Source organism: Viridibacterium curvum, from assembly GCF_039544165.1.
Lineage (GTDB): Bacteria > Pseudomonadota > Gammaproteobacteria > Burkholderiales > Rhodocyclaceae > Viridibacterium > Viridibacterium curvum.
This window is the reverse complement of record NZ_BAABLD010000011.1, coordinates 53529-80023: the sequence shown is the minus strand read 5'-3', so window position 1 is coordinate 80023 and position 26495 is coordinate 53529. Positions and strand designations below refer to the sequence as shown.

The 26495-nt window shown below is 62.8% G+C and carries 25 protein-coding genes; 15 read left to right on the top strand and 10 right to left on the bottom strand.

Annotated features, from left to right (window positions below; translation table 11 throughout):
• Positions 1-189: 189 nt before the first annotated feature.
• Positions 190-807, bottom strand: a complete 618-nt coding sequence (gene mog / locus ABEA02_RS14865; RefSeq protein WP_345533880.1) for a molybdopterin adenylyltransferase — start codon at positions 805-807, stop codon at positions 190-192.
• The gene (gene yjgA / locus ABEA02_RS14860) at positions 800-1357 is read right to left on the bottom strand and encodes a ribosome biogenesis factor YjgA (RefSeq protein WP_345533879.1); all 558 of its coding nucleotides are present in this window, start codon (positions 1355-1357) and stop codon (positions 800-802) included. Before yjgA ends, mog begins: the two co-directional genes overlap by 8 nt.
• Before the next feature lie 91 nt (positions 1358-1448).
• On the opposite strand from yjgA, the gene pmbA reads away from it, so the two are divergent.
• Positions 1449-2807, top strand: coding sequence for a metalloprotease PmbA (gene pmbA, locus ABEA02_RS14855; RefSeq protein ID WP_345533878.1), 1359 nt, complete (start codon positions 1449-1451; stop codon positions 2805-2807).
• 115 nt (positions 2808-2922) lie between these two features.
• Complete coding sequence (locus ABEA02_RS14850; protein ID WP_345533877.1) at positions 2923-4014, top strand: TRAP transporter substrate-binding protein; 1092 nt, start codon at positions 2923-2925, stop codon at positions 4012-4014.
• Between the two features lie 65 nt (positions 4015-4079).
• On the opposite strand, the gene ABEA02_RS14845 is transcribed toward ABEA02_RS14850, so the two are convergent.
• Complete coding sequence (locus tag ABEA02_RS14845) at positions 4080-4928, bottom strand: TraB/GumN family protein (RefSeq protein ID WP_345533876.1); 849 nt, start codon at positions 4926-4928, stop codon at positions 4080-4082.
• A 72-nt stretch (positions 4929-5000) separates the two neighbouring features.
• Between ABEA02_RS14845 and miaA the strand changes: the two genes are divergently transcribed.
• Positions 5001-5963: a tRNA (adenosine(37)-N6)-dimethylallyltransferase MiaA gene (gene miaA / locus ABEA02_RS14840; RefSeq protein WP_345533875.1), complete on the top strand. Its 963-nt coding sequence runs from the start codon at positions 5001-5003 to the stop codon at positions 5961-5963.
• On the opposite strand, the gene ABEA02_RS14835 is transcribed toward miaA, so the two are convergent.
• The 3 genes from ABEA02_RS14835 to ABEA02_RS14825 all read right to left on the bottom strand — a co-directional run bounded on the left by ABEA02_RS14835 (position 5944) and on the right by ABEA02_RS14825 (position 8144).
• Positions 5944-6870 (bottom strand): CobD/CbiB family protein, encoded by a 927-nt coding sequence (locus tag ABEA02_RS14835; protein WP_345533874.1) that lies wholly within the window; start codon positions 6868-6870, stop codon positions 5944-5946. The two genes, miaA and ABEA02_RS14835, sit on opposite strands and share 20 nt — an antisense overlap.
• Before the next feature lie 85 nt (positions 6871-6955).
• Positions 6956-7549 carry a CoA pyrophosphatase gene (locus ABEA02_RS14830; RefSeq protein WP_345533873.1) on the bottom strand — a complete coding sequence of 198 codons (594 nt, stop codon included), beginning with the start codon at positions 7547-7549 and terminating at the stop codon, positions 6956-6958.
• Between the two features lies 1 nt (position 7550).
• A complete protein-coding gene (locus ABEA02_RS14825; protein ID WP_345533872.1) occupies positions 7551-8144 on the bottom strand; it encodes a retropepsin-like aspartic protease family protein in 594 nt (197 codons plus the stop codon).
• Between the two features lie 72 nt (positions 8145-8216).
• On the opposite strand from ABEA02_RS14825, the gene ABEA02_RS14820 reads away from it, so the two are divergent.
• The 3 genes from ABEA02_RS14820 to ABEA02_RS14810 are packed head-to-tail and all read left to right on the top strand — an operon-like array spanning position 8217 to position 11617.
• The gene (locus ABEA02_RS14820; protein WP_345533871.1) at positions 8217-8927 is read left to right on the top strand and encodes a type 1 glutamine amidotransferase; all 711 of its coding nucleotides are present in this window, start codon (positions 8217-8219) and stop codon (positions 8925-8927) included.
• 39 nt (positions 8928-8966) lie between these two features.
• Positions 8967-10601 carry a glucose-6-phosphate isomerase gene (gene pgi, locus ABEA02_RS14815; RefSeq protein ID WP_345533870.1) on the top strand — a complete coding sequence of 545 codons (1635 nt, stop codon included), beginning with the start codon at positions 8967-8969 and terminating at the stop codon, positions 10599-10601.
• An 11-nt stretch (positions 10602-10612) separates the two neighbouring features.
• On the top strand, positions 10613-11617 hold the full coding sequence (locus ABEA02_RS14810; protein WP_345533869.1) for a hypothetical protein: 1005 nt from the start codon (positions 10613-10615) through the stop codon (positions 11615-11617).
• Positions 11618-11672: 55 nt separating this feature from the next.
• Here ABEA02_RS14810 and aroG read toward each other — a convergent pair whose 3' ends face one another.
• The 4 genes from aroG to ABEA02_RS14790 form a co-directional block, all read right to left on the bottom strand.
• A complete protein-coding gene (gene aroG, locus ABEA02_RS14805; RefSeq protein ID WP_345533868.1) occupies positions 11673-12755 on the bottom strand; it encodes a 3-deoxy-7-phosphoheptulonate synthase AroG in 1083 nt (360 codons plus the stop codon).
• 233 nt (positions 12756-12988) lie between these two features.
• Complete coding sequence (locus ABEA02_RS14800; RefSeq protein ID WP_345533867.1) at positions 12989-13228, bottom strand: DUF1653 domain-containing protein; 240 nt, start codon at positions 13226-13228, stop codon at positions 12989-12991.
• A complete protein-coding gene (locus ABEA02_RS14795; protein ID WP_345533866.1) occupies positions 13225-14700 on the bottom strand; it encodes an alpha/beta fold hydrolase in 1476 nt (491 codons plus the stop codon). The genes ABEA02_RS14800 and ABEA02_RS14795 overlap by 4 nt, the downstream gene beginning before the upstream one ends.
• A 1-nt stretch (position 14701) precedes the next feature.
• Positions 14702-15100 (bottom strand): YkgJ family cysteine cluster protein, encoded by a 399-nt coding sequence (locus ABEA02_RS14790; RefSeq protein WP_345533865.1) that lies wholly within the window; start codon positions 15098-15100, stop codon positions 14702-14704.
• A 281-nt stretch (positions 15101-15381) separates the two neighbouring features.
• On the opposite strand from ABEA02_RS14790, the gene ABEA02_RS14785 reads away from it, so the two are divergent.
• From ABEA02_RS14785 to ABEA02_RS14745, 9 genes are all read left to right on the top strand, one after another.
• Positions 15382-15600 carry a DUF2789 domain-containing protein gene (locus ABEA02_RS14785; protein ID WP_345533864.1) on the top strand — a complete coding sequence of 73 codons (219 nt, stop codon included), beginning with the start codon at positions 15382-15384 and terminating at the stop codon, positions 15598-15600.
• 173 nt (positions 15601-15773) lie between these two features.
• A complete protein-coding gene (locus ABEA02_RS14780) occupies positions 15774-16781 on the top strand; it encodes a S1C family serine protease (protein WP_345533863.1) in 1008 nt (335 codons plus the stop codon).
• 16 nt (positions 16782-16797) lie between these two features.
• Entirely contained in the window at positions 16798-17802 is a 1005-nt protein-coding gene (locus tag ABEA02_RS14775) for an AAA family ATPase (RefSeq protein ID WP_425584682.1), read from the top strand.
• Positions 17786-18742: a DUF58 domain-containing protein gene (locus tag ABEA02_RS14770; protein WP_345533862.1), complete on the top strand. Its 957-nt coding sequence runs from the start codon at positions 17786-17788 to the stop codon at positions 18740-18742. Before ABEA02_RS14775 ends, ABEA02_RS14770 begins: the two co-directional genes overlap by 17 nt.
• Positions 18739-19794 (top strand): VWA domain-containing protein, encoded by a 1056-nt coding sequence (locus ABEA02_RS14765; RefSeq protein WP_345533861.1) that lies wholly within the window; start codon positions 18739-18741, stop codon positions 19792-19794. The genes ABEA02_RS14770 and ABEA02_RS14765 overlap by 4 nt, the downstream gene beginning before the upstream one ends.
• A 173-nt stretch (positions 19795-19967) precedes the next feature.
• Positions 19968-22367, top strand: a complete 2400-nt coding sequence (locus tag ABEA02_RS14760) for a methyl-accepting chemotaxis protein (protein ID WP_345533860.1) — start codon at positions 19968-19970, stop codon at positions 22365-22367.
• 156 nt (positions 22368-22523) lie between these two features.
• Entirely contained in the window at positions 22524-23060 is a 537-nt protein-coding gene (locus ABEA02_RS14755) for a DUF3592 domain-containing protein (RefSeq protein ID WP_345533859.1), read from the top strand.
• 37 nt (positions 23061-23097) lie between these two features.
• A complete protein-coding gene (locus ABEA02_RS14750; protein ID WP_345533858.1) occupies positions 23098-23523 on the top strand; it encodes a YqaA family protein in 426 nt (141 codons plus the stop codon).
• A 231-nt stretch (positions 23524-23754) separates the two neighbouring features.
• On the top strand, positions 23755-26442 hold the full coding sequence (locus ABEA02_RS14745; RefSeq protein ID WP_345533857.1) for a hypothetical protein: 2688 nt from the start codon (positions 23755-23757) through the stop codon (positions 26440-26442).
• The last annotated feature ends 53 nt before the right edge of the window (positions 26443-26495 follow it).

Here is a 26495-nt window from a genome sequence, read left to right as displayed (position 1 = left end):
ACAATCAAGAGAGGGGATGGCCAACCGGAGCGTGAATGACGCTGGAGAAAAGCACTACGCAACTACTGCTTGAAAATCGTGTTCGCGACTATGGCGCGCTCTCCAGCAATTGGCAAGCATTATTTGCCACGAGGTTTGTTGGCTGCCCGTGCGGGTAGGTGAAACGCGCAACAGTGGGCGCGAGGCTCGTCAGCCGGCAGGGCGGGGCGCGCTTTTGGGGCGGAAGGCCTTGCTCACCGCTGTGTGGGTTTCGATATAGGGGCCACCAATGAGGTCGATGCAGTAGGGCACGGCACTGAAAATGCCTTCGACCAATAGTTCGCCGGCATCGTTGCGCAGGCCTTCCAGCGTCTCGCGAATGGCTTTGGGCTGCCCCGGAAGGTTGATGATCAAGGACTTGCCGCGTACTGCCGCTGTTTGCCGCGAGAGTATTGCGGTTGGCACAAAGTGCCGCGATATGCGGCGCATCTCTTCGCCAAAGCCGGGCATTTCGCGTTCGGCAACGGCCAGCGTGGCTTCCGGCGTGACGTCGCGCGGGGCGGGGCCTGTGCCGCCGGTTGTGACAATCAGATGACAGTGGACCTGATCGGCCAGTGCGATGAGCGTCGCTTCAATGGTCGGACGCTCGTCGGGAATCAGGCGCTCTTCTGCGCGCCAGGGTGAGGCGATGGCGCTGCCGAACCAGTCACGCAGGGCTGGAATGCCCTTGTCTTCATAGACCCCCTGAGAGGCACGGTCGCTGATCGAGACGATACCAATGACGAATGGATGCTCGACGCTGGCCGCGATGGGCAGGCCATCACTCATCGTCGCCCTCGTCGTGCTCATCGAATTCGGGAGCTGCCGCTTCGGTGCCGGCCGTCTCGAGTTCGCGCAGCAGTTTGAAAAGCTCGCGGAAGGCGCGTGGCGGGCGATTCTGTTCGCGTTCCTTGAGGGCGTTGCGGCGCAGCTGGCGCAGGTGTTGCAGGTCGGCGCCCGGGTACTGGGTTGCGATTTCGCTGGCGACCTGCTCGTCTTCAAGGAAGCGTTCGCGCAGGGCTTCCAGACGATGCATGCGGGCTGTTTCGGCGCGCGACTTGCCGTTAACGGCATCCAGTGCGGCACGGATCGGGCCGGTCTCAGCTTCGCGCATGAGTCGGCCGATGAACTGCATCTGACGGCGGAATTCCTCGGTGCGCGGTTGCATGCGGTGGGCGTCGCGGATCGCTTCGCGCAGGCGTTCGTCGATGTCGATCTTGGCGAGGCGTTCGCCACTCAGCTTGACCAGTTCTTCGCCCAGCGCCTGGAGTGAGTGCATGTCGCGCTTGCGCTGCGATTTGCTGGGGCCGTCGTATTCGGGTTTGGTTTTTTCTTGCATGGCGGGCGCGTGGCCGCTCGTGGCCAAACCGCGCAGGGAGTCGTGAATTGGGGTCTAATTATAGCCCTTGCTTATTCCCCGACCCGAGACAATGCCACGCGACACAGAAGGATTCGGTTTCAGCCGTCAACAGCTCGAAGAAATTGCCAGTGAAGTGCTGGATTACGCCCGCAGCCGCGGCGCCAGTGCTTGTGAGACCGACGTGTCGGAAGGTTTCGGTAACTCCGTGTCGGTGCGGCGCGGCGAGGTCGAGACCATCGAGTACAACCGTGACAAGGGCCTTGGCGTCACTGTCTACCTCGGGCAGCGCAAGGGGCATGCGAGTTCGTCGGACTTTTCGCGGACGGCGATTCACGCGGCTGTCGATGCCGCACTGTCGATTGCCAGCTTTACGGCCGAGGATGCCTGCGCTGGTCTGGCAGATCCTGAGCGCCTGTGGCGCGGCGCGCAGAGCGTGGCCCGCGACCTGAGTCTGCATCACCCGTGGTCGGTGTCGATCGAGGAGGCGACTGCACTGGCGCGCGATTGTGAGGCCGCTGCGTTTGCCGTAAGCCCGCTGATCAAGAATTCAGAAGGGGCGACCGTGTCGCGCCAGGAGTCGCATTTCATTTCGGCCAATTCGGCTGGCTTCATGGATGGTTTTGCGAGCTCGCGTCACGCGATTTCCTGCTCGGTGATTGCCGGCGAAGGCGACGACATGCAGCGCGATGACTGGTACAGCTCGCGTCGCGATGCGAGCCGACTGGCGGCACCTGCCGAGATTGGTGACTACGCGGCCCGTCGCGCACTGTCGCGTCTGGGGGCGCGTCGGGTGCCGACGACCAGCGTGCCGGTCATTTTCGAAGCGCCGCTGGCCTGTGGCCTGATTGGCAGCTTTGTGCAGGCTGCCAGCGGTGGCAGCCTTTACCGCCGCTCGTCCTTTCTCCTTGATGCTTTGGGCGAACAGATTTTCGCGCCGCATATCTCGATTGTCGAAGACCCGCACGTTGTGGGTGGGCAGGCGAGCACGCCGTTCGACGATGAAGGCGTGGCCACGGGGAAGCGTGATGTGGTGAAGGATGGTGTGCTACAGGGGTACTTCCTCGGGAGTTACTCCGCCCGCAAGCTGGGCATGCAGACCACGGGCAACGCGGGTGGTGCGCACAACCTGATCGTGGCACCTGGCAGCAAGAGCCTGGAGCAACTGATCGCCGGCATGTCGCGTGGCCTGCTGGTGACCGAGTTGCTGGGTCAGGGTGTGAACTACGTGACCGGTGACTATTCGCGCGGCGCGGCGGGCTACTGGATCGAGAACGGCGTTATCCAGTATCCGGTTCAGGAGATCACCATTGCCGGCAACCTGCGAGACATGTTCAAGCAGATCACCGAACTCGGTAACGACGTGGTGGTGCGTGGTGGTCGGCAGGTGCCCTCTTTGCGCATTGAAGGCATGACGGTCGCTGGAGGCTGAACAGGCGTCTTTCCAGATACTTTGCGGGTTAACCCGCGAGTGGCTTGCGGCCGTTTGTTTCTATACTCGCCAGCGGTTGTCGTTGAATGCAGATCACCAAGAGGAGGCAAGACAAGTGGAACGTCGTTCATTTCTGAAGAAGGCAAGCGTCGGACTCGCCGCAGGTGCGGTGGCAGCTCCGGCCGTGGCGCAGACCGCCCCCACGATCAAGTGGCGTCTGGCATCCAGTTTCCCCAAGAGTCTCGACACGATCTTCGGTGCGGCCGAAGTCGTGGCCCAGCACGTCAAGACGGCTACGGGTGGCAAGTTCGAAATCCAGATCTTCGCTGCAGGCGAAGTGGTGCCGGCGCTGGGCGTCGTTGATGCCGTCAAGGACGGCACGGTCGATTGCTGCCATACGGCGGGCTATTACTTCATCGGCAAGGATCCGACATTCGCCTTTGATGCGGCGATTCCCTTCGGCCTCAACAGTCGCCAGCAAAACGCCTGGCTGTGGGAAGGCGGCGGTATGGAACTGCTGCGCGAGTTCTTCAAGGACTACAACATTCACAATATTCCCTGCGGTAACACCGGCACACAGATGGGGGGCTGGTATCGCAAGGAAGTGAAGACACTGAAGGACCTCGAAGGTCTCAAGATGCGTATCGGTGGCCTGGGCGGCCCCGTGCTGGCCAAACTGGGCGTGGTGCCGCAGCAGATTGCCGGCGGCGACATCTACCCCGCGCTGGAAAAGGGCACTATCGATGCGACCGAGTGGGTCGGCCCCTACGACGACGAGAAGCTGGGTTTCAACAAGGTCGCCAAGTACTACTACTACCCCGGGTTCTGGGAAGGCAGCGCGCAGTTGTCGATTTACGTGAACCAGAAGAAGTATCAGGAGCTGCCGCGCGAGTACCAGCAAGCGCTGGAAGATGCATGCGCCTATGCCCACCTGGAAATGCAGGCGCGCTACGACGTCAAGAACGTGAACGCCCTGCGTCGCCTTGTGGCTGCCGGTACCCAGCTGCGACCGTTCTCCAAGGAGATCATGACCGCCGCCAGCAAGGCCGCATTCACGCTCTACGACGAGTACTCGGCCAAGAATCCGAAGTGGAAGAAGATCTACGATCAGTGGAAGAAATTCCGCGACGATGAACTGCTGTGGTTCCGCGTCGCAGAAAAGAGTTTCGACGACTTCGTGCATAGCATCCAGTCGTCGCGCCGCTGATCCGGCACGCCGAAAAAGAAAAGGCCCTGCATTGCAGGGCCTTTTTCATTCGGGCAGCCGTCGGCTCAATCGCTATCGCTGAGCTGGCGCGTAGTAAAGCCAGCCTGGGTCAGCAGGGCGGCAATGTTCTGGTCGCCAGCGATATGGGCTGCGCCGACCACGACGAAGACCCTTTCGCCTTGTCGCAACCAGCCCGCCACCTTGGCTGCCATGTCACGGTTGCGACGCATCAGCAGGGCGCTGTGGATCTCGGGGTAGTCGCCGAATTCCTCCAGCGTCAGCCTGTCCAGCGCAGCCAGATCACCTGCTTGCCAGGCCGCAACAAGCCTGCCCAGGTAGGCCTCGGCGCGACCGCTGAGGATGGTGTCGGCGTCGTGCATGAGCGCGCGCAGCTGCTCCTGCTCGCTGCCGCTGAGCAGGGCGCCGAGCTGTTGTTCGATGGTTTCCAGTTCGCGCAGGGGCTTGCCGGCGTCCCGCGCGCTCTGCATGAACCACTGATCGACGCCGAAGCGCTGGCTGTAGCCGAGTTTCTCCCAGACCATGGCCGACATCATCGCGGCGAGCATGGGCGGGCGAACGCGGCCGACGGCCTCTGGCGACAGGCCTGCGGCGGTCAGGGCAGACTGCAGGGCGTCGTGTTTTTTGCCATCGAGTTGCTGCCACAGCGATTGCTGCTCGGGCAGCAGCATGGCTTGCTGGATGGCTTGCACCGTGTGTGGTGCGCCGGGGTCGAGTTCCACCGCCAGCGCCTGGCTGTCGCGGAAGCGGCGTGTGATGGCTTCCGGGAAGTTGAGGCAGCTGGCCTTGCAGACGTGGATGGAGCCGAGCAGATACACTGTGCCGCCCGACACCGGGTCACGCACCTCCCACATTGGCAGTTGGCCTGCGTGGGTTGCGGAAAGGGGCAGGAGCATGAGCAGTGCTGCCCGCATGCCTGTCAGGACTGGTGTCAGAAGCTTTGTCAGAACCGTTTTCATAGCCACCCCATGGATGTTCCTCACCCGCCGCGCGCCCTGTTCCTGATGGGCCCCACCGCCAGCGGCAAGACTGCCGCTGCATTGGCCTTGGCGCGTGTGATGCCGGTCGAAATCATCAGCGTCGACTCGGCTTTGGTCTTTCGTGACATGAATATCGGCACGGCCAAACCGGAACCTGAGGAGCTGGCGGTTTGCCCGCATCACCTGATCGACGTGGTAAGTCCGGAGGAAGCCTATTCTGCGGCGCGATTCGCCGTGGATGCCCAGCGAATAATTCACGAAGTGCACGCAAGGGGGCGTTTTCCCCTTCTTATCGGCGGAACCATGCTGTATTTCAAAGCGCTCCGCGATGGTCTGTCAGACATGCCGTCGGCCGATGCAGGGCTGCGTGAAGAGATCGAGCAGCAGGCCGCGAGCGAAGGATGGCCGGCCGTGCATGCCCGGCTGGCAACGCTGGATGCCGACGCTGCGGCGCGCCTGCACAGCACCGATGCACAGCGCATTCAGCGCGCGTTGGAAATCGTCTTGTTGACGGGGCGGCCACTGGCCGAGAGTTATGCGCGGAAGGCTGCCGAGCCGCCGGACCTGGACTTCAAGGCGGTGGCCATGACGCCGTCTGACCGCGCTGTGCTGCATCAACGTATTGCGCAGCGTTTCGATCGCATGCTGGAACAGGGTTTCGAGGATGAGGTGCGCAGTCTGCGCCAGCGCTATCGGCTGGAGTCGGACATGACGTCCATGCGTTGCGTGGGCTATCGCCAGATGTGGGACTACATCGACGGCCGTGACGACTTTGCCGGTATGCGCGAGAAGGGCATCGCCGCCACGCGCCAGCTCGCCAAGCGGCAAATCACCTGGCAGCGGCAGTTCCGCGACAAATGGCCGGAATACGTGGAAGTCGACAGTCTGGCTGCCGATGCCGTGGCGCAGGTGATTGCGCTGGCGGAAGGGTTCAGCTCACCAGCCGCGTGATGCCCATCATCAGCATGACCAGCGCGTAGAGCACCAGCGCGCGCCGGACGAGGCCGATGAAGCTCTGCAGGTACTCGACTTCAGCTTCGTCACCAGTGCCGATTTCCGGCCGTTCGACGATCAGGTTGTTCTGATGCACGGGCTGGCCCAGACGTACGCCCAGCGCGCCGGCTCCACTGGCCAGCAGCACGCCGTCGTCGGGGTCGGTCCAGCTGGCGGACTGCATGCGCCAGCAATACACGGCATCTTCAAAGTCGCCGACGATCGCGAAGGAAATGGCGGTCACGCGTGCCGGCAGCCAGTCGATGATGCTGAAGGCGCGATTGGCAAAGCGTCCGAAACCCTCCATGCCCAGCGCCTTGCTCTGGCCCCATTGCTGACGATAGAAATGGGCCATGCGGTACAGCACGGCGCCACTGGGGCCGGGCAGCAGTACGAACAGCACGACGATGGCGAACACCTGGCGGTGAGCGCCGACGATGCCGCCTTCGAGCGCCAGGCGAGTGATTTCCTGCGTGCTGCTCTGGTCGTGCAGCTGGCCGCGCCACTCGCCGATCAGGCTGCGGGCGGCGGTCAGATCGCCTTCACGCAGGGCAGCGTGCACGCGCGTGAAGAAGTGGCTGACGTGGCGAAAGCCCATCGTGTAGTACAGCACCGCGATGTTGAAGACGAAGGCGGCGAGCGGGTGTACGGCGTGGTAGAGGACGAAGGACAGCAGGGCTGACAGCAACACCGGCGGCAGCACCATCAGCAGCCAGGCAATCATGCCGTGGCGCGCATCGCCATCGTTGAAACGCTTTTCGAAGAAGTCGCCCAGCGCCTCCAGCGGCGGATAGAGCAGGCGGGCAGCGTTGAGGGGACGGAACTGTTCGAGAACCAGTGCGAAGACGAGTGAAAACAGCGTCATGACTTGGGAGAGAGGGCGGGGAAGGATGGCGAAAATCGGCTCAGGCAGGCGCCCAGTATAAGCCAGGCGGCTCCCACAGGGCCTGTCAGCGCCCGTTACGGGCGACGAACGCGGACAGCATGGCGAGCATGCCCGCCGTCACGCCCCAGATGAAACGGCCCTGCCAGGGCACGGCAAAGAAGTGTCGGCGCGCGTTGTCACGCTCCACGCGGTGGTGCTGGTAGTTGCCCTGGTCAAGCAGGAACGCCAGCGGCACGCTGAACAGTTCGGCAACCTCGAAGCTGTCCAGCTTGGGCACGTAGTCTGCAGACACCAGCCCCACGAAGGGCGTGACGTGGAATCCGGACCAGGTGCCATAGTCGGGCAGTTGCCCCAACAGCTCCACTTGTGCAGCCCGCAAGCCGATTTCTTCCTCGCATTCGCGCAGGGCTGCAGAACGGGCATCGGCATCGCCCGCGTCGATGCGGCCACCGGGCAGGCTGATCTGGCCCGGGTGGTGATGCAGATGATCGGTGCGGCGGGTCAGCAGCAAGTGCAGACCATCGGCCTGCTGTTGGATAGGCATCAGTACCGCCGCGGCCCGGCCCGGCTCGCCGGATTGCCGTTCCGAGGACCAGGCAAAGTCCTGCGCCCCGGGCAGCAGCGCGCGCAGTCGCACCAGCAACTCTGTGTCGGGCATCTCAATAGCGCCGCTTGAGCACCATGGTGTTGCCTTCGCGTGTCATGTTCATGCGATTCAGGAAGGTCATGCCCAGCAGCACGATGGGCATGTCCTGCGGCAGGACCATGCCTTCCACGTCACGCAGGGTCAGCCCATTGACGGTGACGCGGTCGATGCGAACGCGCCAGGCTTTGGCAACGCCGTTGGCTGTGCCCACCATGGCCGCTTCACCTTTGGTGTAATCGATGCCGGCCTGCCGCGCCTGGCCCGGCCCCATGGCAATCGACGAAGCCCCGGTGTCGACGACGAAAGTCGTCAGGGCGCCGTTGAGACTGCCGGTGGTGACGAAGTGCCCGCGCGAATCGGCGATCAGTGTGATGCTTTGCTGGCCCTGGGCGTCGTCACCGCCACCTGCGTTGAGGGGTTGGGCTCCCAGCACGATGCGCTCCTGTTTGCCGCCGACTTCGATGATGGCTGTGTCACCCGAGATACTGACGAGCTTGACCCCGTTGAGCGTCTGGCCCACCGCGACGATGCGTGGCGCGCCCCCGTCAATGCTGATGACGGCCTTGCCGGGGAAGATGCCGACGAGTCCCACCTCGGCGGCGTGCACGCTTGTGGCTGCGGCACATAGAATGAGGGCGCGAAGTCCTGCTTGCCATGTTTGCATCGTTATAGTGGTCCCATGAAGCCAGTTGCCGTTGTCCAGCATTGTCATAACGTCCGCCCGGGGCATTTTGCCAGCTTCCTGCAGACGCGCGGCATCCCGTTCGAGCTGTTTGCGATCGACCGGGGTGATTCTCTCCCTGCCAGCATTGAAGCATTCAGCGGGCTCTGTTTCATGGGTGGGCCGATGAGCGTCAATGACGAGTTGCCCTGGATCGTGCAGGAACTCGATCTGATCCGCGCAGCCGTTGCGGCGGACATGCCTGTGATTGGCCACTGTCTTGGCGGGCAACTCATGTCGAAAGCCTTGGGTGTGCCTGTTACGCGCAATCCGGTCAAGGAAATCGGCTGGGGCAGGGTTGTGCCCACGGCAACGCCCGAGGCGCAAAGCTGGCTGGGCGGGCAGGCGCCATTCGATGTGTACCAGTGGCATGGCGAAACCTTCGCGCTGCCGCCCGGTGCCGTGCGCATCCTCGAAGGTGAGGTGTGCGTCAACCAGGCCTGGGTCATGGGCCCGCATCTGGCCATGCAGTTCCACATCGAGATGACCGAAGAGCTGATCACGGAATGGAACGGCGAATGGCGAGACGAGTTTGCAGGCGAGAGTTGCCTGCCGCCTTCCGTGCAGACGCCGGGAGCCCAGTTCGAGCAATTGCCACACAAGCTGCCCATCATGCGCACGGTAGCTGAGCGCCTTTATACCCATTGGGCACGGAACCTGCGTGCCTGAAGCCGGCATAATCACCACAACTTCCGAGGGCTCTCACCAATGAATCCCACACTGACTCCCGCATGGCAAACCCTTTCCTCGATGGCTGCCGATGCCGGCAGCACCCACATGCGCGAGCTGTTCCAGGTTGATCCGCAGCGCGCCACGCGCTACGCCACCCAAGCCTGCGGCATCCACCTCGATTACTCGAAGAATCGCATCAATGACGAAGTGCTGAAGGCATTGCTCGCGCTGGCCGAGACCTGTCAGGTCGCCGCGCAGCGTGACGCGATGTACGCCGGAGCGCCATTCAACAACACCGAGGGCCGCGCTGTCCTGCACATTGCCCTGCGCAGGCAAGGCGACGGCAGCGTGCTGGTGGATGGGCAGGATGTGATGCCTGGTGTGCGCGAGGTACGCCAGCGCTGCTACGACTTTGCGACGCGCGTGCGCAGTGGGGCCTGGCTGGGCTACACCGGGCTGACGATCACCGACGTCGTGAACATCGGCATCGGTGGTTCCGACCTCGGCCCGCTGATGGTTTGCGAAGCGCTCAAGCCGCAGGCTGACGGGCCACGACTGCATTTCGTCTCCAATGTCGATAGCGCGCAGATCGTCGGCGCGCTCAAGGGTCTGGATCCAGCGCGCACTTTGTTCATCATTGCGTCCAAAACCTTCACCACCATCGAGACCCTTACCAATGCGCGCACGGCGCGCCAATGGTTGCTGGACGCTGCCGGTGGTGACGAAGCGGCAATTGCCAGGCACTTCGTGGCCGTCTCGACCAACCGCGAGAAAGTCACCGCATTCGGCATTGACCCGGACAACATGTTCGGCTTCTGGGACTGGGTCGGTGGCCGTTATTCGCTGTGGAGTGCAATCGGCCTGCCCATCATGATCGCCATCGGCCCGCAGGCATTCGACGAGCTGCTGCGTGGTGCGTACGACATGGACGAGCACTTCCGTACGGCCCCCTTCGCGCAGAACCTGCCGGTGCTCCTGGCTGTGCTGGGTATCTGGTATGTGAATTTCCTTGGCGCACGTTCGCAGGTCATCGCGCCCTACAACCAGACCCTGCATCGTCTGCCGGCCTTCCTGCAACAGCTGGACATGGAGTCAAATGGCAAAGGCGTGCGTCGTGAGGGCGAGCGCATTGCGTATTCGACGGGTCCGGTCATCTGGGGCGAGCCCGGTATCAACGGTCAGCACGCCTACTTCCAGTTGCTGCATCAGGGCACGGCCCTGATTCCGGTCGACTTCATCCTCGCGCTGCGTCAGCGAGGCACCTTGCCGAACCACCAACGCACGCTGGCCGCGAGTTGCTTCGCTCAGTCGGCAGCGCTCATGCGCGGCAAGACGGCCGACGAGGTGCGCGCCGAACTGAATGCCCGCGGCATGAGCGGTGATGCGCTCGAAGCTGCGATTCCGCATCGCGTCTTTTCCGGCAACCGGCCCAGCAATACACTGCTGCTCGAAGCGCTGGATCCCTACCATCTCGGCGCACTGGTCGCGCTCTACGAACACAAGGTATTCGTGCAAGGCGCGATCTGGGGCCTCAACTCTTTCGATCAGTGGGGCGTGGAGCTGGGCAAGCAGCTGGCTTCGGGTATCGAAGCCGTGCTTGCGGGAACAGCCGATGCGTCGGCTTATGACGCTTCGACGCAAGCGCTGATTGCCCGGAGTACGACATCCTGAGAGGCGTGTGAATGCGTGGTTTCGCAATCCTGCTTTGTCTTCTGTGCCTTAGCGCTTGCGGTACGTTTTCCCGCAAGCCGCCGCCGACGCTCGCACTGGCGCCGGTTGTAGAGATTGCTGAAGGCGTTCAACCCGATGAGGTGGCTGCGAGCTGCAACTGGTTGCCGGTGGTGCCGGCAACCATGCAGAAAGAGGCCAAGGGCATGCTGGCACCGCCCGCTGCAGATCAGCCGGACCGACATCTGATCTCCGTCCGCGTACAGCGTTTCGAGGTCACGCCGGATGGCCGGGAGCGCGACTACCTCGTGGTGCTCCGCGCCCACGTCCAGCATCGCGGCAAGCTTGTGGGCTTTCTCGATTACAAACGCGAATTCTCGATCGAGAGCAATGAAGCGCCGTGTCCGGTTTTCAGCAAGGTGGCACGCAAAGCGGCTGCGGAGTTCGAGGATTGGCTCCGATACACAAGATTTGTCGAGTGCGGTGAAGGCTGCACAGACATGCATCCGGACGAACCCATCGCCATGTCGCCCAGTCTTGTCAGGCCCGAGCGCCTCCAAAGCTTTGGCGCTGGTTGCGGCTGGGAAAAGACACTGATTGACCGGATCGCAAAGAAGTATGAGGGTGATCGCGCGGAGTCAGCGCCAGCGCTGGTGTTCAGGCAGGGGGATGTCCGGGAGTGGGAAGGACGCAAATTGCTGCTGCGTCTTGATGACGGACACGTTGTCGGCGGTCAGCAGTTTACCGGCCCCAAGTGGATCATCGTCAGCGGAGACCTGATCGACCATGGGTTCGTGACAGCCTCATTTACATGGCAGCTGCAGAATGGCGGCAGCTGGAGCGAGTGCAAGACGCTGACATCTTTTGCCGAGGATTCCGGTGATTTCGTCGGGCGCTGGCTGCTGCGACCGAGCCACGGAACAAAGAATCTTCGACCTGCAAGACCGCTGGATGGTGTATTCCAGATCCTGACGCCGATCGTGCTGGTGATGGATGCCGCGAGGCTTTTTTCCCGCTAATGGTATCGCGTGCAGGCTTGGCCAAGGCGCAGGGTCCGGGCCAAACCAGCAAGTCTCAGCCGCGCTCAGCCAGCGTCTGGCGGCGCTTGCGCACGCCCTCGGCGAGCAGGTCGAGCACGTTGATCGTCGCGTCCCAGCCTATGCAGCCATCGGTGATGCTCTGGCCGTAGGTGAGGGGCTTGCCTGGGGCAAGATCCTGGCGGCCTTCGACGAGGTGCGATTCGCACATGATGCCCATGATGCGGTCTTCGCCGTTGGCGAGCTGGGTGGCGACGTCGTCGGCGACTTCGATCTGCAGCAGGTATTGCTTGCGGCTGTTGGCGTGCGAGAAGTCCACCATCAGCTTGGCGGGCACGCCAGCCGAGGCGAGTTCCTTGCAGGCGCGGTCGACGTTGGCAGCGTCGTAGTTGGGCTCCTTGCCCCCGCGCAGGATGACGTGGCAGTCCTCGTTGCCGGCCGTCGACACGATGGCCGAGTGGCCGGCCTTGGTAACCGACAGGAAATGGTGCGGTGACTGCGCAGCCTTGATGGCGTCGATGGCGATGCGGATGTTGCCATCGGTGCCGTTCTTGAAGCCAACGGGGCAGGACAGGCCGGAGGCCAGTTCGCGGTGCACCTGGCTCTCAGTGGTGCGCGCGCCGATGGCGCCCCAGCTGATCAGGTCGGCGATGTATTGCGGTGTGATCATGTCGAGGAATTCGGTGGCGGCAGGCACGCCCATTTCGTTGATCTGCCACAGCAGTTTGCGCGCGATGCGCAGGCCTTCGTTGATCTGGAAGCTGCCATCGAGGCGCGGGTCGTTGATGAGGCCCTTCCAGCCGACCGTGGTGCGCGGCTTCTCGAAGTAGACGCGCATCACGACGAGCAGGTCATCCTTGACGCGGGCGGCTTCGGCCTTGAGCTTGCGGGCGTACTCGATGGCGGCATCGGGATCGTGGATCGAGCAGGGGCCGATGATGACCAGCAGGCGGTCATCGGCACCGTGCAGGATGCGATGGATCGCGCTGCGCGTGTCGAAGGCGGTCTGTGCCGTCGCTTCGGTCGCCGGAAACTCGCGCATCACATGAGCGGGCGGGGCGAGTTCCTTGATCTCGCGGATGCGGACGTCGTCAATGTGGGCTTGGGCGGCGGTGGGCATGGCAGGGGTTCCGGTGTTCGGCACTCAAAAGGGAGTCCGATTCTAGCGGAAAGGCCCTGCCGCCTGTTCGATGCAGCCGATAGCGACAGCCTCTTGCGTGAGCGGCGTGGGCGGCGCGGGCGGTTTTTGGCGTGCTGTTGTGCGGATCAATCCGCACCTACATAGCCGGGTCGTGCCGGTTTCGTAGGGCCGGTCTCAACCCGCCGGGATGGGGCACGTGGGGGAAAGGGAGGTTATGCCGACACACGTGCGAAACGGGGTTGTTCGACGCCCTCTATCGTCACGTTCTCGCAGAACATGGTGAAGGGGCGCACCCATAGACCGCTGTCGTTGTAGAGCGGCCTGTAGAGCACGAGGGCTTCGAGGGTCTCGCTGTGGCGCACGACGCCCAGCACTTCGTATTCCTTGCCCTTGTAGTGGCGATAGCGCCCGGTGGGCAGGGAGGGCAGATCGGCCAATGGGGCGTCGCTCATGGTTTGTCCGGTGCAGGGGGTGTGTCGGGGCGAAGAGGTGCATCGACCAGTTCGACGCTGGTGTGCAGGTAGCCTTGCCAGCCCGGGCGGTCGACCTGGCTGATGGAGGCGATCAGGCGCGTGTGGCGTTTGGCCTGCAGGAGTTCTCGCGTGGCTTTCAGATGCACGCCCGCAAAGTCGAGACGTGCGCCGTCGGCCACGATGGCGGTAGCGGCCGAGAAGTCGCTGGCGGTGGCGCGCAGGTCACCATTGGTGACTTCCAGCGCGACCTTGTCGCCACGCACGCTGACGCGTGTCATCTCGACAATGGCGTCGCGCAGCACGATGCGGTCGGCCTGCACATCGACGAGACGCACGGCAGTGCAGCCGTCGATGATGATCTCGCGCCAGGTGCCGGTGTAGAGCTTGCCGGTCTCGCCCGTGCAGCGCAGGGTACCGGGCTTGGCATTCGCTGCCGGGCCTTTGGTTACGGAGGGGAGTTCGCTGTCTGGCGCGGTGAGCGCACGTTCGAACAGGGGCATGAACTGCGATGTCGCTGTCAGCATGGGTGAGTGTGCGGCCCCGGGAATGCTGGCCAGACTGGCGCGAGGCAGGCGTGCAGCGAGCATCTGGCCTGTACGCAGCGGCGTGACGGTATCGGCCTCGCCCCAGATGATCCAGGTCGGCGTGCGGGTTTCGTAGACGGCCTGGCTGAAGTTTTCGTCGATCATGGCCATCGCCGCGTTGACGTTGCTGCGGGAATGCAGCAACAGACTCCAGGCGAGGTCACTGCGACGCAGCACCTCGGTCGGGTCGAGCGGGATGCCCAGCACCTTTTCGACCAGTACGCCGCCGAAATTGCGCAGGCTCGCCACGGAAGGTTTGAGCGCCTCGGGTGCGGCATCCACGCTCAGCGGCAAGGTGGCGGAATGTTTGACAAAGGCTGTGCGATGCAGAATGCCCGCTGCATCAACGAGGATCAGGCGCGAAACCTGTTCGGGGTGCATATTGGCGAAACGCAGCGCGACGGCGCCGCCCATCGAATGCCCGACCACGGTGACAGGGCCTTTGGCCGACTTGCCGAGCAGCCAGCTCAGCAGTTCGGCGTACCGCGTCGGCGAGTACTTGCCAAGCGGGCTTTCCGAACGGCCGAAGCCCGGCAGATCAAGCGCCAGCACGCGGTAGCGTTCGGCCAGCAGGCGCATGGTTGGCAGCCAGTCATTCATGCCGCCATCGCCAAGACCGTGCACGAACAAGATGAGCGGCGCGCCTGGCTGGCCGCCTTCGAGCGTGACGATCTGGCTGTTGAAGATCGGTTCGCGCACGCGTTGCAGGTTCCAGTCTGCCGGCACCTGGCTACGCAGCGCGTCGAGATTGCCGGGGCTGGTTTGTGGCGCGCTGGCTTCCGGCGTCTGGGCGTTCGCCGCGGTCGCGCCGAGCAGGATGAACAGGGCAGCAAGCGTGCGCAGGGAGCTGGCGATAGAGTGTGGCATGTCAGTTGACGCGACGTTCGTCGTCGGACGCATTCGCGTGGATCGGCGCCAGCTCGGGCAAGCCGATTCTGGCGCGCGCCTGCGTGCAGCGAGGGTTGGGGGTGCCGTCTTCTTCCCACACCGAGAATTCGCGGCAGGGTGAAGGGCGCTGGTCGTAGATGCTGCAGCCGATGTGCTTCGTCACTTCACCTGTCAGGGCAACGCAGCGCACGGGGGGCACAAGCGTGCCACGCATGGCGCGGCGGTGCGGTGTCAGTTGTTCGGTGAGCGCGGCGGGTACGCAGCCGCCAGCGTCGTCGCATTCGCCCCAGTAGAAGGACACGCGGTACTGCACGCAGCAGGCGCCGCAGCTGAGGCAAGGGTTGAGGTCGGGGTTGTCGCGATCGTAAGCGTCAGACATTTTGCTCAGTAGGCTGTGCTCAGGGGCCCCTGCTTGATGCGCACGCGCTGGTAGAAATTGAAGCTGCCGCCTGCGAGGGGGACGGAATACCCGGCGGCCTTGACATCAAGGCGCTTCAACACGCTTCGTGGCGGTGCGGCGGAGTATAGGCGAAGCCTGCGCAAGGCGCTGCTGGCGCCAGCCAGGCGCAGGCTTGCCGTGTCATCGGCGGGCGGGTAACGTGAAAGTCCGCGTTGCCCCGACGCAGGTTCATCCAGGAGGTCGAGACCATGGAACCCCCGATGCATTCCCTGAACGCACTGTTCGCGCAACTCGGTCTGCCCGCGGATGATGCGGCCATAGCCAGCTTCGTCCGCACCCATACCCTGCCGCCGGGCACCCTGTTGCAGGACGGCAACTTCTGGACCCCATCGCAACGCGCACTGCTGCAGAACGAGATCTGCATTGACGCCGACTGGGCTGGCGTTGTCGATCAGCTCAACGTTCTTCTCGCTGCTTGAGGGAATAGTGCGGCCCCGGCCCGAAAAGCCCGCGTTTTGCCGGCTTTGGCCACTGGCCGGCGCCAGTATTTCGTGCCAGCATGAACTGATATATCGCGGCAGTGATGGAACTTGTCCGGGCTGACTTGTCACAGGTTTGAAGCCGTCTGTGGTGGGCGGTGCAAGGGGGGCGCATGAAGCGGGTTGCCTTGTACAGCAGTAGTCGTACCTCGTTGCCGCAAGTGGCAACGGTGACGACGGAGCCCGCGCCCACCGCAGCGGATGCGGCATCCACGGTTTCTCCGTTTCCGTCTCCGAAGCGTCCCCGTCTGCTGGGCTGGCTATCGCGGCATCCGCGCGTTTCTGCCGGGCTTGCCTTGCTGCTGTGTGGCGGGCTGGGCTTTGTGCTGGCGCTGTTCGCGCAACCGGCGCCCTGGCGCGTGACCCAGGGCGACATAGACAACGCCGTGCGTCAGTCCCTGGAAAAGCATCCTCTGCCGTCGCGTGCGGCCAAGGCCTACGAGGCCGTCAGTGCCTCGGTTGTGCGGGTGTATGGCTATGGACAGGCTGATGAGGTGAAGCCCGTCCGCAAGGCTGTCGACAAAGCGAAGAAGGACGCAGCCAAGGGCAAGGCCGGGGAAGACGAGTCGTCCGACGAGCGCGAGGAGGGCACCGCCATCGGCACCGGCGTGGTGATCACCGAGCAGGGCGCCATCCTTACCAATCTCCATGTGGTCAGCGGCACCTCGCGCATCAAGGTGCTGTTTGCCGATGGCACCGAATCCGAGGCAATGGTGGTAGGTCGCGACCCACGCAATGACCTTGCCGTATTGCGCGCGAGCACCTTGCCCGATGATCTGAAGCCCGCCACGCTCGCTTCGACACGCGACCTTCGGCCCGGCGATGAGGTCATTGCAGTCGGCTTCCCCTTCGGCTTCGGGCCATCCACTTCGTCAGGCGTCGTGTCGGGCCTCAAGCGCGAGTTCCGTTCGCCGACGGGCAATGTGCTCTCCAACCTGATCCAGTTCGATGCGGCGGCCAATCCCGGCAATTCCGGCGGGCCGCTGGTGACCATGGACGGTGCCGTGGTCGGCATCGTCACGGCCATTCTCAATCCGGTCGACCAGCGTTTCTTCGTCGGCCTGGGTTTTGCGGTGCCTATCGAGAATGCGGCGGCGGCCGTGGGTGTTCCGCCTTTCTGACCTGACAGGAGCTCTGATGATGCAAGCCGGCAGCAGTGAAGAAGTCGCCTCCCTGATGGAGCGCATCCTGTATGAAGTGAAGAAGCTCATCGTCGGGCAGGACGTGTTTCTGGAGCGTGTGATGGTGGCGATCCTCGCGCAGGGTCATCTGCTCGTCGAAGGTGTGCCGGGGCTGGCCAAGACGCTGACCGTCAAGGCGCTGGCCAACACCATCAACGGTGGCTTCCGGCGCATCCAGTTCACGCCCGACCTGGTGCCGGCCGACCTCGTCGGCAACCGCATCTACAACCAGAAGACGGGGGAATTCACGACCACGCTGGGGCCGGTGTTCACGCACCTGCTGCTGGCCGACGAAATCAACCGCGCGCCGGCCAAGGTGCAGAGCGCGCTGCTTGAAGTGATGCAGGAGCGCCAGGTGACGATTGCCGGCGAGACGCACCGTCTGCCCGCACCCTTCCTCGTCATGGCGACGCAGAACCCCATCGAGACCGAGGGCACGTATCCGCTGCCCGAGGCGCAGGTCGACCGCTTCATGATGAAAGTGCTGGTCGGTTACCCGACGCCGGAGGAGGAGTTCGTCATCGTGCAGCGCGTGACGGGCGAGGTGCCGCAGCTTGCCGCCATCACCACGCCCGAGGAACTGGCGGCTTTGCAGGCCGAGTGCCGCAAGGGCTTCGTCGAGCCCGCGCTGATGCAGCACGCCGTGAAGCTGGTCGCGGCGACGCGCGACCCGGAGAAGTACGGTCTCAAGGAGATTGCGCCCTACCTCAACTTCGGCGCCAGTCCGCGCGCGAGCATTCATCTGGTCGAGGGTGCGCGCGCGCTGGCCTTTCTGCGTGGTCGGGACTACGTGCTGCCCGAAGACCTGGTCGATCTGGTGCCAGACGTGTTGCGTCACCGCCTCGTGCTGTCGTATCAGGCGATGGCCGAGGGGCTGGATGCCGACGCGTTGATCTTCAAAATCATGAAACACCTGCCGGCACCGGCCAAGGCGCTGGAAAAGCATGTCGCAACGACCTGATCCGGAGCAGTTGCTGACGCGCCTGGAGTGGACCGTCATCCGGCGGCTCGACGGCCTGCTGCATGGCGATTACCGCACGTTCTTCCGTGGCCCCGGGCTCGATCTGGCTGACCTGCGCGAGTACCAGTACCACGACGACGTGCGCCACATCGACTGGAACGTGACGGCGCGTCACCAGGTGCCGCATGTGCGCGAGTACAACGAGGACCGTGACCTCACAGCCTGGTTCCTGCTGGATCTCTCGGCGTCGCTGGACTTCGGCGCGCGCGTCAAGAAGCAGGCCGTATCGGCCGAGTTCGTCGGTGTGCTGGCGCGCCTGCTGACGCGGCATGGCAACCGCATCGGCGCGCTGTGCTACGGCAGCGCGGTGGACAAGGTGATTCCGGCGCGCAGCGGGCGTCGCCAGGTGCTGCATTTGTTGCACGCGATGCTGGAGCGACCTGTCACCAAACCCGCGCCGACGCAGCTGGATGCCTTGCTGGCGCACGCAGAACAGTTGGTGAAGCGTCGCGCGTTGATCTTCGTGGTGTCCGACTTCATCAGCGCACCCGGTTGGGGTGAGGCGCTGGGGCGGCTGGCGCAGCGGCATGAGGTGGTGGCTGTGCAATTGTCCGACCCGCTGGAGCATGAGCTGCCTGACATAGGCATGCTGCTGTTGCAGGACGCTGAGACGGGTGAGCAACTCTTCGTCGACACGCACGACAAGGGCTTTCGCAGGCGCTTCGCCGAACTCGCGCAGGCGCGTGAGACGAGCTTGCGCGAGCAGTTCGCGCTGGCCGGTGTTGATGCGCTGGAGTTGTCGACCGAAGGCGAACTGATCGAAGCGCTGCTGCGCTTTGCCGATTTGCGGGCGCTGCGCAGCCGCGCGGCGACCGGCGGTGGCATGCCAGCCCATCTCTCTCATCTGCAAACGGGCGACAAGACGGAGGCTCGCACATGACTTTCGAATGGCCCCTGATGCTCTGGCTGCTGCTGGTGGTGCCGGCCCTGGTGCTGTTGTACTGGCTGATTTTGCGCAAGCGTCAGCGCGCAGCGGTGCGTTATGCCAGCCTGGGCCTGGTGCAGGAGGCACTGGGGCGGGGCCATCAGTGGCGTCGCCACGTGCCGCCGCTGCTGTTCCTGTTGTCGTTGACCGTGATGATTGCGTCGATTTCGCGCCCGGTGGCGACGGTGTATCTGCCGCTCCAGCAGGATGCGGTGATTCTCGCCATGGACGTTTCGGGCAGCATGCGTGCTACCGATGTCGAACCTAACCGCCTGCAGGCCGCGCAGGCGGCGGCCAAGACCTTCCTTGAAGGGCTGCCGGCGCGGACCAAGGTCGGCATCGTGTCTTTCGCCGCAACCGCCTCGGTCGTGCAGGCGCCTACCTCGTCGCGCGAAGATCTGGTGGCGGCCATCGACCGCTTCCAGCTTCAACGCGGCACCGCCATCGGCAGCGGGCTGATCGTGTCGCTGGCGACGATCTTTCCCGACGCGGGTATTGACGTCAGCCGGCTCATTTACGGCGCTGCCAATGCGTCGAACGAGAACGATGCCAACGCACCGCTGGGCAGCCGCGAAGGGCCCAAGCGTGAGTTCACGCCGGTTGAACCTGGCTCCTATACCTCGGCGGTGGTGATCCTGCTGACTGATGGCCAACGCACCACCGGGCCCGACCCGCTGGAGGCAGCAAAGATGGTGGCTGACCGTGGTGTGCGGGTCTACACGGTGGGTGTGGGCACCAAGGAGGGCAGCAACATCGGCTTCGAGGGCTGGTCGATGCGCGTGCGCCTCGACGAGGAGAGCCTCAAGAAGATCGCCGAGATGACCAGGGGCGAGTACTTCTATGCCGGCAATGCCGTCGATCTGAAGAAGATCTATGAGACCCTGAACGCCCGCATTTCGATGGAAAAGCGCCAGACCGAAGTTACGGCGCTCTTCGCTGCCCTGGCGGCTTTACTGGCGACGCTGGCGGCCGCCCTGTCGCTGTGGTGGCACCACCGGGTGTTCTGATCCGCGCGCCAGGCTGTCCGGAAAGACCCGCGGAAGGCCGCGCCAATGCTGGGTCTCTACCTCTTTCGTAAAGTTTTTTCCTGCAAGGCCGTTACGCCCTGAGACGACCTTTGCGTCTGCGCCCTGAATCGGTGGGCGGGCGTGAAGCACCAGTACTCGACAAGGTGGGGACAATGGCTTTCTCGAACAAACCTGTGGCATTCCTGATCCGCGAAGCATCCGGCGGCAGCGCGCAGGAAATGATGCTGGAAGGCATCCTCGATGAGGCAGCGGCGCAAGGCCAGCACCTCGTTGTGTTCCGTGGCGGGCAACTGGGCAAGGATCCGGGCTCGGCGATCTACAACCTGGTCAATACCAGTTACCACGGTGTGATCACCTGGGCGTCGTCTGATGCTGACGCCTTTACGAACAGTTATTACAAGCGTTATGGCGACGTGCCAGTGGTGACGCTGACCCTGCAGATCCCGCCGTTCCCCGTGGTGGCGACAGACAGCTACGCCGGCATGCGTGCCGTGATCGAGCATCTCATCAAGGTGCACAACAAGAAGAAGATCGTCTTCATTCGTGGCCCGGAGAGTCACGTGTTGGCGCGCGAACGCTACCAGGCCTATTGCGACGTGCTGCGCGAGAATGGTTTGGCGCTTGATGAGCGGCTGGTGTCGCGCCATTGCACCTGGGGCAAGGATGAAGGCGTGGCGATGGCGCGCTTCCTCCTGGATGAACAGGGCATGCAACCCGGTCGGGATTTCGACGCGGTGGCTTGCGTAAATGACAACATCGCCATCGGACTTATCGAAGACCTGCAAAAGCGCGGCATCCGAGTGCCTGAGGACGTGGCGGTAACGGGCTGCAACGATGTGACCGAGGCGCGCGCCTTAACACCTCCGGTGACTACCGTGGCGCTGCCGAGTGACGAGCAGATCGTCAAGGCACTGGAGATCGTCAATCAGGCCGCGTCGGGTCAGCGCCCTGCCGACATGACGAAACTTCCTGCCAAGTTGGTGGTGGGTCAGTCTTGCGGCTGTCGTTCGCACAAGGTCGAGGCGGCCGTGTCGGGCCTGGTGCCGGTCGGCCAGCCCTATGGCGTCCTGGATCGCGTGGCAAGCGTGGTGCAGCGCTTCGGCATGTTCCGGCGCGGTGCCGCCATGCAAGCCATGAAAGCGTCAGTTGTGAGCAGCCTCAAGGGGCATATCAAGGACGACGTGCTGGCCGAGGTGGCGGATCAGTTGATCACGGCGTTCTACAAGGAGTTGCGCTGGCGGCGCAATGCCGGCGAATTCGGTGCGGCCCTGACCCTTGCCATCAAGCGTTTTGCAGCTGAAAAACTGCCCGTCGAGATGTTGCACAACTACATCTCGCACCTGCGTCGGTATGCGCTGCCGACGATCCACATGCGTTCCAGCGTGATCAAGGCTGAAGACATATGGGCGCAAGCCCGTGTGATGCTTAGCGAACACGCTGGCCGGTTGCGCGATGCCGCCAACCTCAAGTCGGTTGCAACAGAACGCAGCATCAGCGCGTTGGGCGCAAAGCTCGTGACGACGCATGAAACGGCAGCCATCGTGAAGATCCTGCAGAGCGACCTGCCCAAGCTGGGTATCCATTCGTTCTACCTCGGCGTGTACGAGGCAGAAGACGGTTGGGATCGAAAAAGTATTCCGTCGCGCGTCAAAGTGCTTACGGCGTTCAATGCGCAGGGCCAGGTTCGTCTGGACAACGGACAGGGTGGCGTCGCCTCAAGTGAATTCATACCGCGCATCGTGGCGATGGCCAGCAACCGGCAGTCGCTGATGGCCTTGCCGTTGCATTTCAACGAAACGCAGATCGGCATCGCAGTGTTCGGTTTCGGGCCACGTGATGGCAGTGTCTACGAGGCCATCAAGGTTCAGCTGTCGAGCTCGCTGTATGGCGCTTTGCTGCGCCAGACCCTCAAAGACACGCTCAGCATCATGGAGAGCAAGGTGTCAGAGGTGTCGGGTAACTCCGAGAAGATCAACGTCAGTGTGCAGGGCGGTTCATCGGCCATGGAAGGCGTCGCCGGCAGCATCGCCGACATTTCGCGCCACATCCGCGAGGTGATGAGTGTCATCGAAAATGCGGTGAACCTCACGACGGCGGCGGGGCGTGACATCGCCGTGCTCAACAGGCAGGCGACCGAGATCAGCAAGATCCTCAGCATGATTACCGAGATCGCCGAGCAGACGAACATGCTGTCGCTCAACGCCGCCATCGAAGCGGCGCGGGCAGGCGAGGCTGGCCGGGGCTTCGCCGTGGTGGCGCAGGAGGTCAAGACCCTGGCCGTCAACACGGTTACCTCGTCGAGCAGCATCCGTTCGATGATCGGGAGCGTGCAGGACAACACGCGTCAAGTGAATGCCTCGATGGCCAGCATCGACGAGATCATGAAGAAGGTGTCCGAGCTGTCGGCCGGCATCTCAAATGCCATCACCGAGCAGGAGACCTCGACCAACGAGATCTCCAACGTGCTCAACGAGGCGGCACGCGGCACCAGCCAGATTGCCGCTGTGCTGGCCGAGATCGACGCAATCAGCAAGAACGCGTCGCGTATCTGATCAGCAGTGAGCCGGTCGCCCGGCTGTTTGGCCAGCCGGACAGGTCTATCTGTGTGTTGGACAGACTTTTGCTGTCCCTGCTGCCCGAGTGATGCGACGGAGTCTGGGCGGTATTTCGTGTCAGCATGGCAAGGCCATTCCCGACATCATGACCTCATGCCGACCAAGCGCTCTATCTCACCCCGAACCCTGAGTCTGCTCGCCATCCCATTCTTGCTGGTGGGCCTGGCCTTTTTCGTCATGGGGATAGTCGCCAGTGTGGTGGACTGGTCCCGCATGCAGGACTGGCATCCTCTCGAGGCGCAGTTGCTCTCGGCCGGGCTTGAGCAGCGTGGCAGCCGGACCCGCACCTGGCTGGCGACGGCACGTTATCGCTACCAGTTCGGCGGCAAGACCTACATCGGACAGCGCGTTGCGATCAACGAGTCGGCCGACAACATAGGCGACTTCCAGCAGACTCTGGGCTTTCGCCTGAGAGGCGCGATGCGGGCCGGACAGAGTGTGCAGATCTGGGTCAATCCGCAGAACCCTGCCGAGGCGGTCATCGACCGCAGCCTGCGTGGCAGCCTGATGGCTTACTTCAGCCTGTTCGTGGTGCTGTTCGGTGGCGTGGGTGCAGGCATCCTGATATTTGCGCGGCGCACCGCACGGGCTCGGTCTGCGGTTGCCGGCGGACCGGACGCCAGCGCGTGACAGCTCCGGCGGCATTCTCTCTGCGTTGATTGCCTGCATGGAATCCCTGTCCTATCCCGCGCTGTTCATCGCAGCCACGCTGGCGGCTACTGTTCTCCCCGTGTCGTCCGAAGTGCTTCTGGGGGCAATGCTTGTCAGCGGTCGCTTCGATGCCGTGGGGCTGCTGATCGTGGCAAGCGCAGGCAACACGCTCGGCGCCGTCATCAACTGGTGCCTCGGGCGCTACCTGCTGCATTTTCGCGAGCGGCGCTGGTTTCCGTTATCGGCGCAGCAGCTTGCACGCGCTGAACAGGCATTCCAGCGCTATGGATTGTTGAGCCTGCTCTTCGCATGGGTGCCCGTAGTTGGCGACCCGCTGACACTCGTGGCGGGTGTGTTGCGCGTGCGCTTCTGGCTGTTCCTGCTGCTGGTGGGGATTGGCAAGACCGCGCGCTACGGCATGGTTCTCGCCGTCGCTGCGTAACGAATCTGATTCGGTCAAGGCTCGAAGCGACGACGCTGTTCTGATGCACGCCATGGCGCTACGTACAAAAGGGTGGGGGTCGAACTTGTCAAGTAGATTGCGTCAACGAAAGGTGGGTAAAAATACCAATCGAATAGGCAAAGATACGTAAAATCGGCAGCGGTAAAAATGAGCAGGAGCCGTTGCAACGTGCATCGAAGCTCCTCGGGAAAAATCGAGAGGGATCGTCGCATGCGCGCTTGTTTCAGTTGGCTGGTCAGCCTGTGTCTGCTCGTCTTTTTGACGGCTTGTGGTGGTGGCGGGGGTGGAGGTGGGGGCGGTGCAGCACCTGCATCTGCACCTCCGGTAGAAGCGTCGGTCGACAAGACCGCCATTACGCTTGCCTACGAAGAAGGTACGACCGTGGGGAGCACGGCGTCCATCCTGCTCACGGTCAAGAACATCCCGTCCACAGGGGTTTATATCGGAGGCGAGGCGACAGGCACGGCAATTTCCAGTGCGGACGACATCAACTTTTCGGTCGTCTCGGATTCGCAGGCAAGCTTCCAGGTGTCTGCGAAAACGGGGTTGACTGAAGGTACCTATACGGGCGACATCCTCATCTATGTCTGCCTGGATATTTATTGCACCAAAAATGCTCCCGGTACACCTCTCAAGGTCAAATACACGTTGACCGTGACGCCGACTCTCAAGGTGTCGCCGACCTCAGTGACGATCAATTCGGTCAGTGGCGTGGCGGGTAAGGCGACAGTCAACGTGACCTTGCCAAATGGATACTCGGGCTTTACGGCAACCCAGTACGGCGGCTCTCCCCAGATTTTCATCAGCGGACAAACCTCCAACACGCTCACTCTGGAGACAAAGCCTTGGCGCTCCGGGACTTATGGCGCCACAGTTCAACTGACTGCGGGCTCGCGCGTCGTGAACCTGCCTGTCAGTTATGTCGTAAGTGCCCCTCCAGGTGGTGAGAACGATTTGCTGGTAGCGCCGGGCGGCTTGACCTTCAGTGCCGTTGAGGGGCAGACGCCAGCGACAAAGACTCTGGCCATTACGCTGCCGAGCTGGGGCAGCCCTAGCGACGTCAGCATCGGTACGGGCTACTACAGCGGTTCCGGTTGGCTGAATGTGGTGCGTACTCAAACAGGCGCCAATGTCACGGTTTCCGCCGCAGCCCTGAGCAAGGGAACCTATAGCGCATATCTGGTATTCACGCCGTCCGTACCGGGTACTGCTGTCACCGTGCCGGTGAGCTTCACGGTCGGAGATGGTCTGGCGACGCCAGCGCCGATCTCCATTGCCGTGACCAATAGCACCGTTTCGGCTGCACTGTCGGGCGCCGTGCCGGTTACCAGTAACGGCGTCGCGATGGGTTGGACGGCCACGGCCGATCAGCCCTGGCTCAAATTGCCGGCGGCAAGCGGTACCACGGGTGGAAGCCTGAGCTACACCGTGGATGCCGCAGCCTTGGGGGCGATGACCAATTTCGGATCGACTTCGGCCAAGGTGACGATTACCCCAGCCTTGTCCAACGTGACGCCGGTGAGCTTCACCGTGCAGTTGAGCAAGTCGTTGGCGGAGGTGCACTTCGTTGGGCCCTATGCGTTGGTGACGGGCAGACCCATGCTGGTGCATGTGCGTGGCAAGGGCTTCAACTCGGTGTCTGATCTCGCCGCGCAGTTCACTGCAGGCAGTCTTCCGGTTGCGGATCTGACGCTTGTCGATGATGGTCATCTGACGTTCAAGACGACGCCTTCCAGTGTGGCGACGCACCCGGTGGCTGTGGCAAACGGGCTGGGGCTCGCAACGAGCTCTGCAACGCTGAATGCTGTCGCCCCGGTGGTCTATGGTGATGCGGTGGTGCCAAGTGCTGGTAAGAAGCGTACCGTCGTCCTCGATCCGTTGCGCCAGGCGTTGTACGTTACCAATTCAGGCACTGACGCGTTGACGCGTCATCGTTTTGACGGAACTAACTGGAATACCGATGCGGTGGCCGTTCCTTCAGTGGTCGACGTGGGTATGGCGCCGGACGGGCAGCGGATCATGGTGACCTCATCCGGCGCGTTGCGCCTGCTTGATCCGACAACGCTGTCCACGAAATTTTCCCTGGCGCAGAATTTTGCGGGCGGCTATACGACGGGCATATTCACGACCAACAACGGTTGGTCGTGGTTGGCCACGGGAACGGGGGATTGGAATGACTTGGGGTACTTTGATCATCGTAGTCTCACAATGAAGCCACGTCCCTCGCAGCCCGAACTGTCGACGATGTTCTACAGTGGGCCGTGGATGTCTGCTTCGCGTAACGGTGAACGCATGATCGTCACGCAGTCGGGGAGCATCTCACCTGCCCAGCCCTTGCTCTATCTCGACGCAACCACTTCTCTATTGAAGGTCAATCCGGCGAATCTCACCTTTGGCTACCAAGTCTTCATGTCGGACGATGGTAGTCGTGTGATGTTCGACCAGAATGAGGTGCGAGATCAGTCATTCGGATTGGTTGGCAAAGTGCGCTTGCCGGACTCCACCTACATGGCTGTGTCGGGGGTTGTGGCGCCTGACGGAAGCAAGGTGTATGTGCTGGCTTATCCGCAGGATTGGGTCTACGGAACAAATATGCCTCGTCTGTATGTGCTGGATGCGAGCGTATCGCCTGGGCTTCAGGAGTACCTGCCTGTGCTGGGCTACCGCACCATGACGGCCTATCCCACCTGTCGCAGTGATGCATATGGTTGTAATCTGCGTCCGCAAGCAGCTATATCCCCCGATGGAGACACGGTTTTCTTTGTGGGCGATGTGAATCTCATCGTGGCAAGCACAGCCTTGCCGGCCGGCACGACTGCTACGACGCAAACCAAGCCAGTAGCGCCCAAACAGCGTGTGCGTAAGCTCGCTCCGGGATTGGCTCCCGGCGTACGCTGAGAGCAAATTGGTTTTTGTTTGAAATTGGCCCGCAATTTGCGGGCCAATTTCTT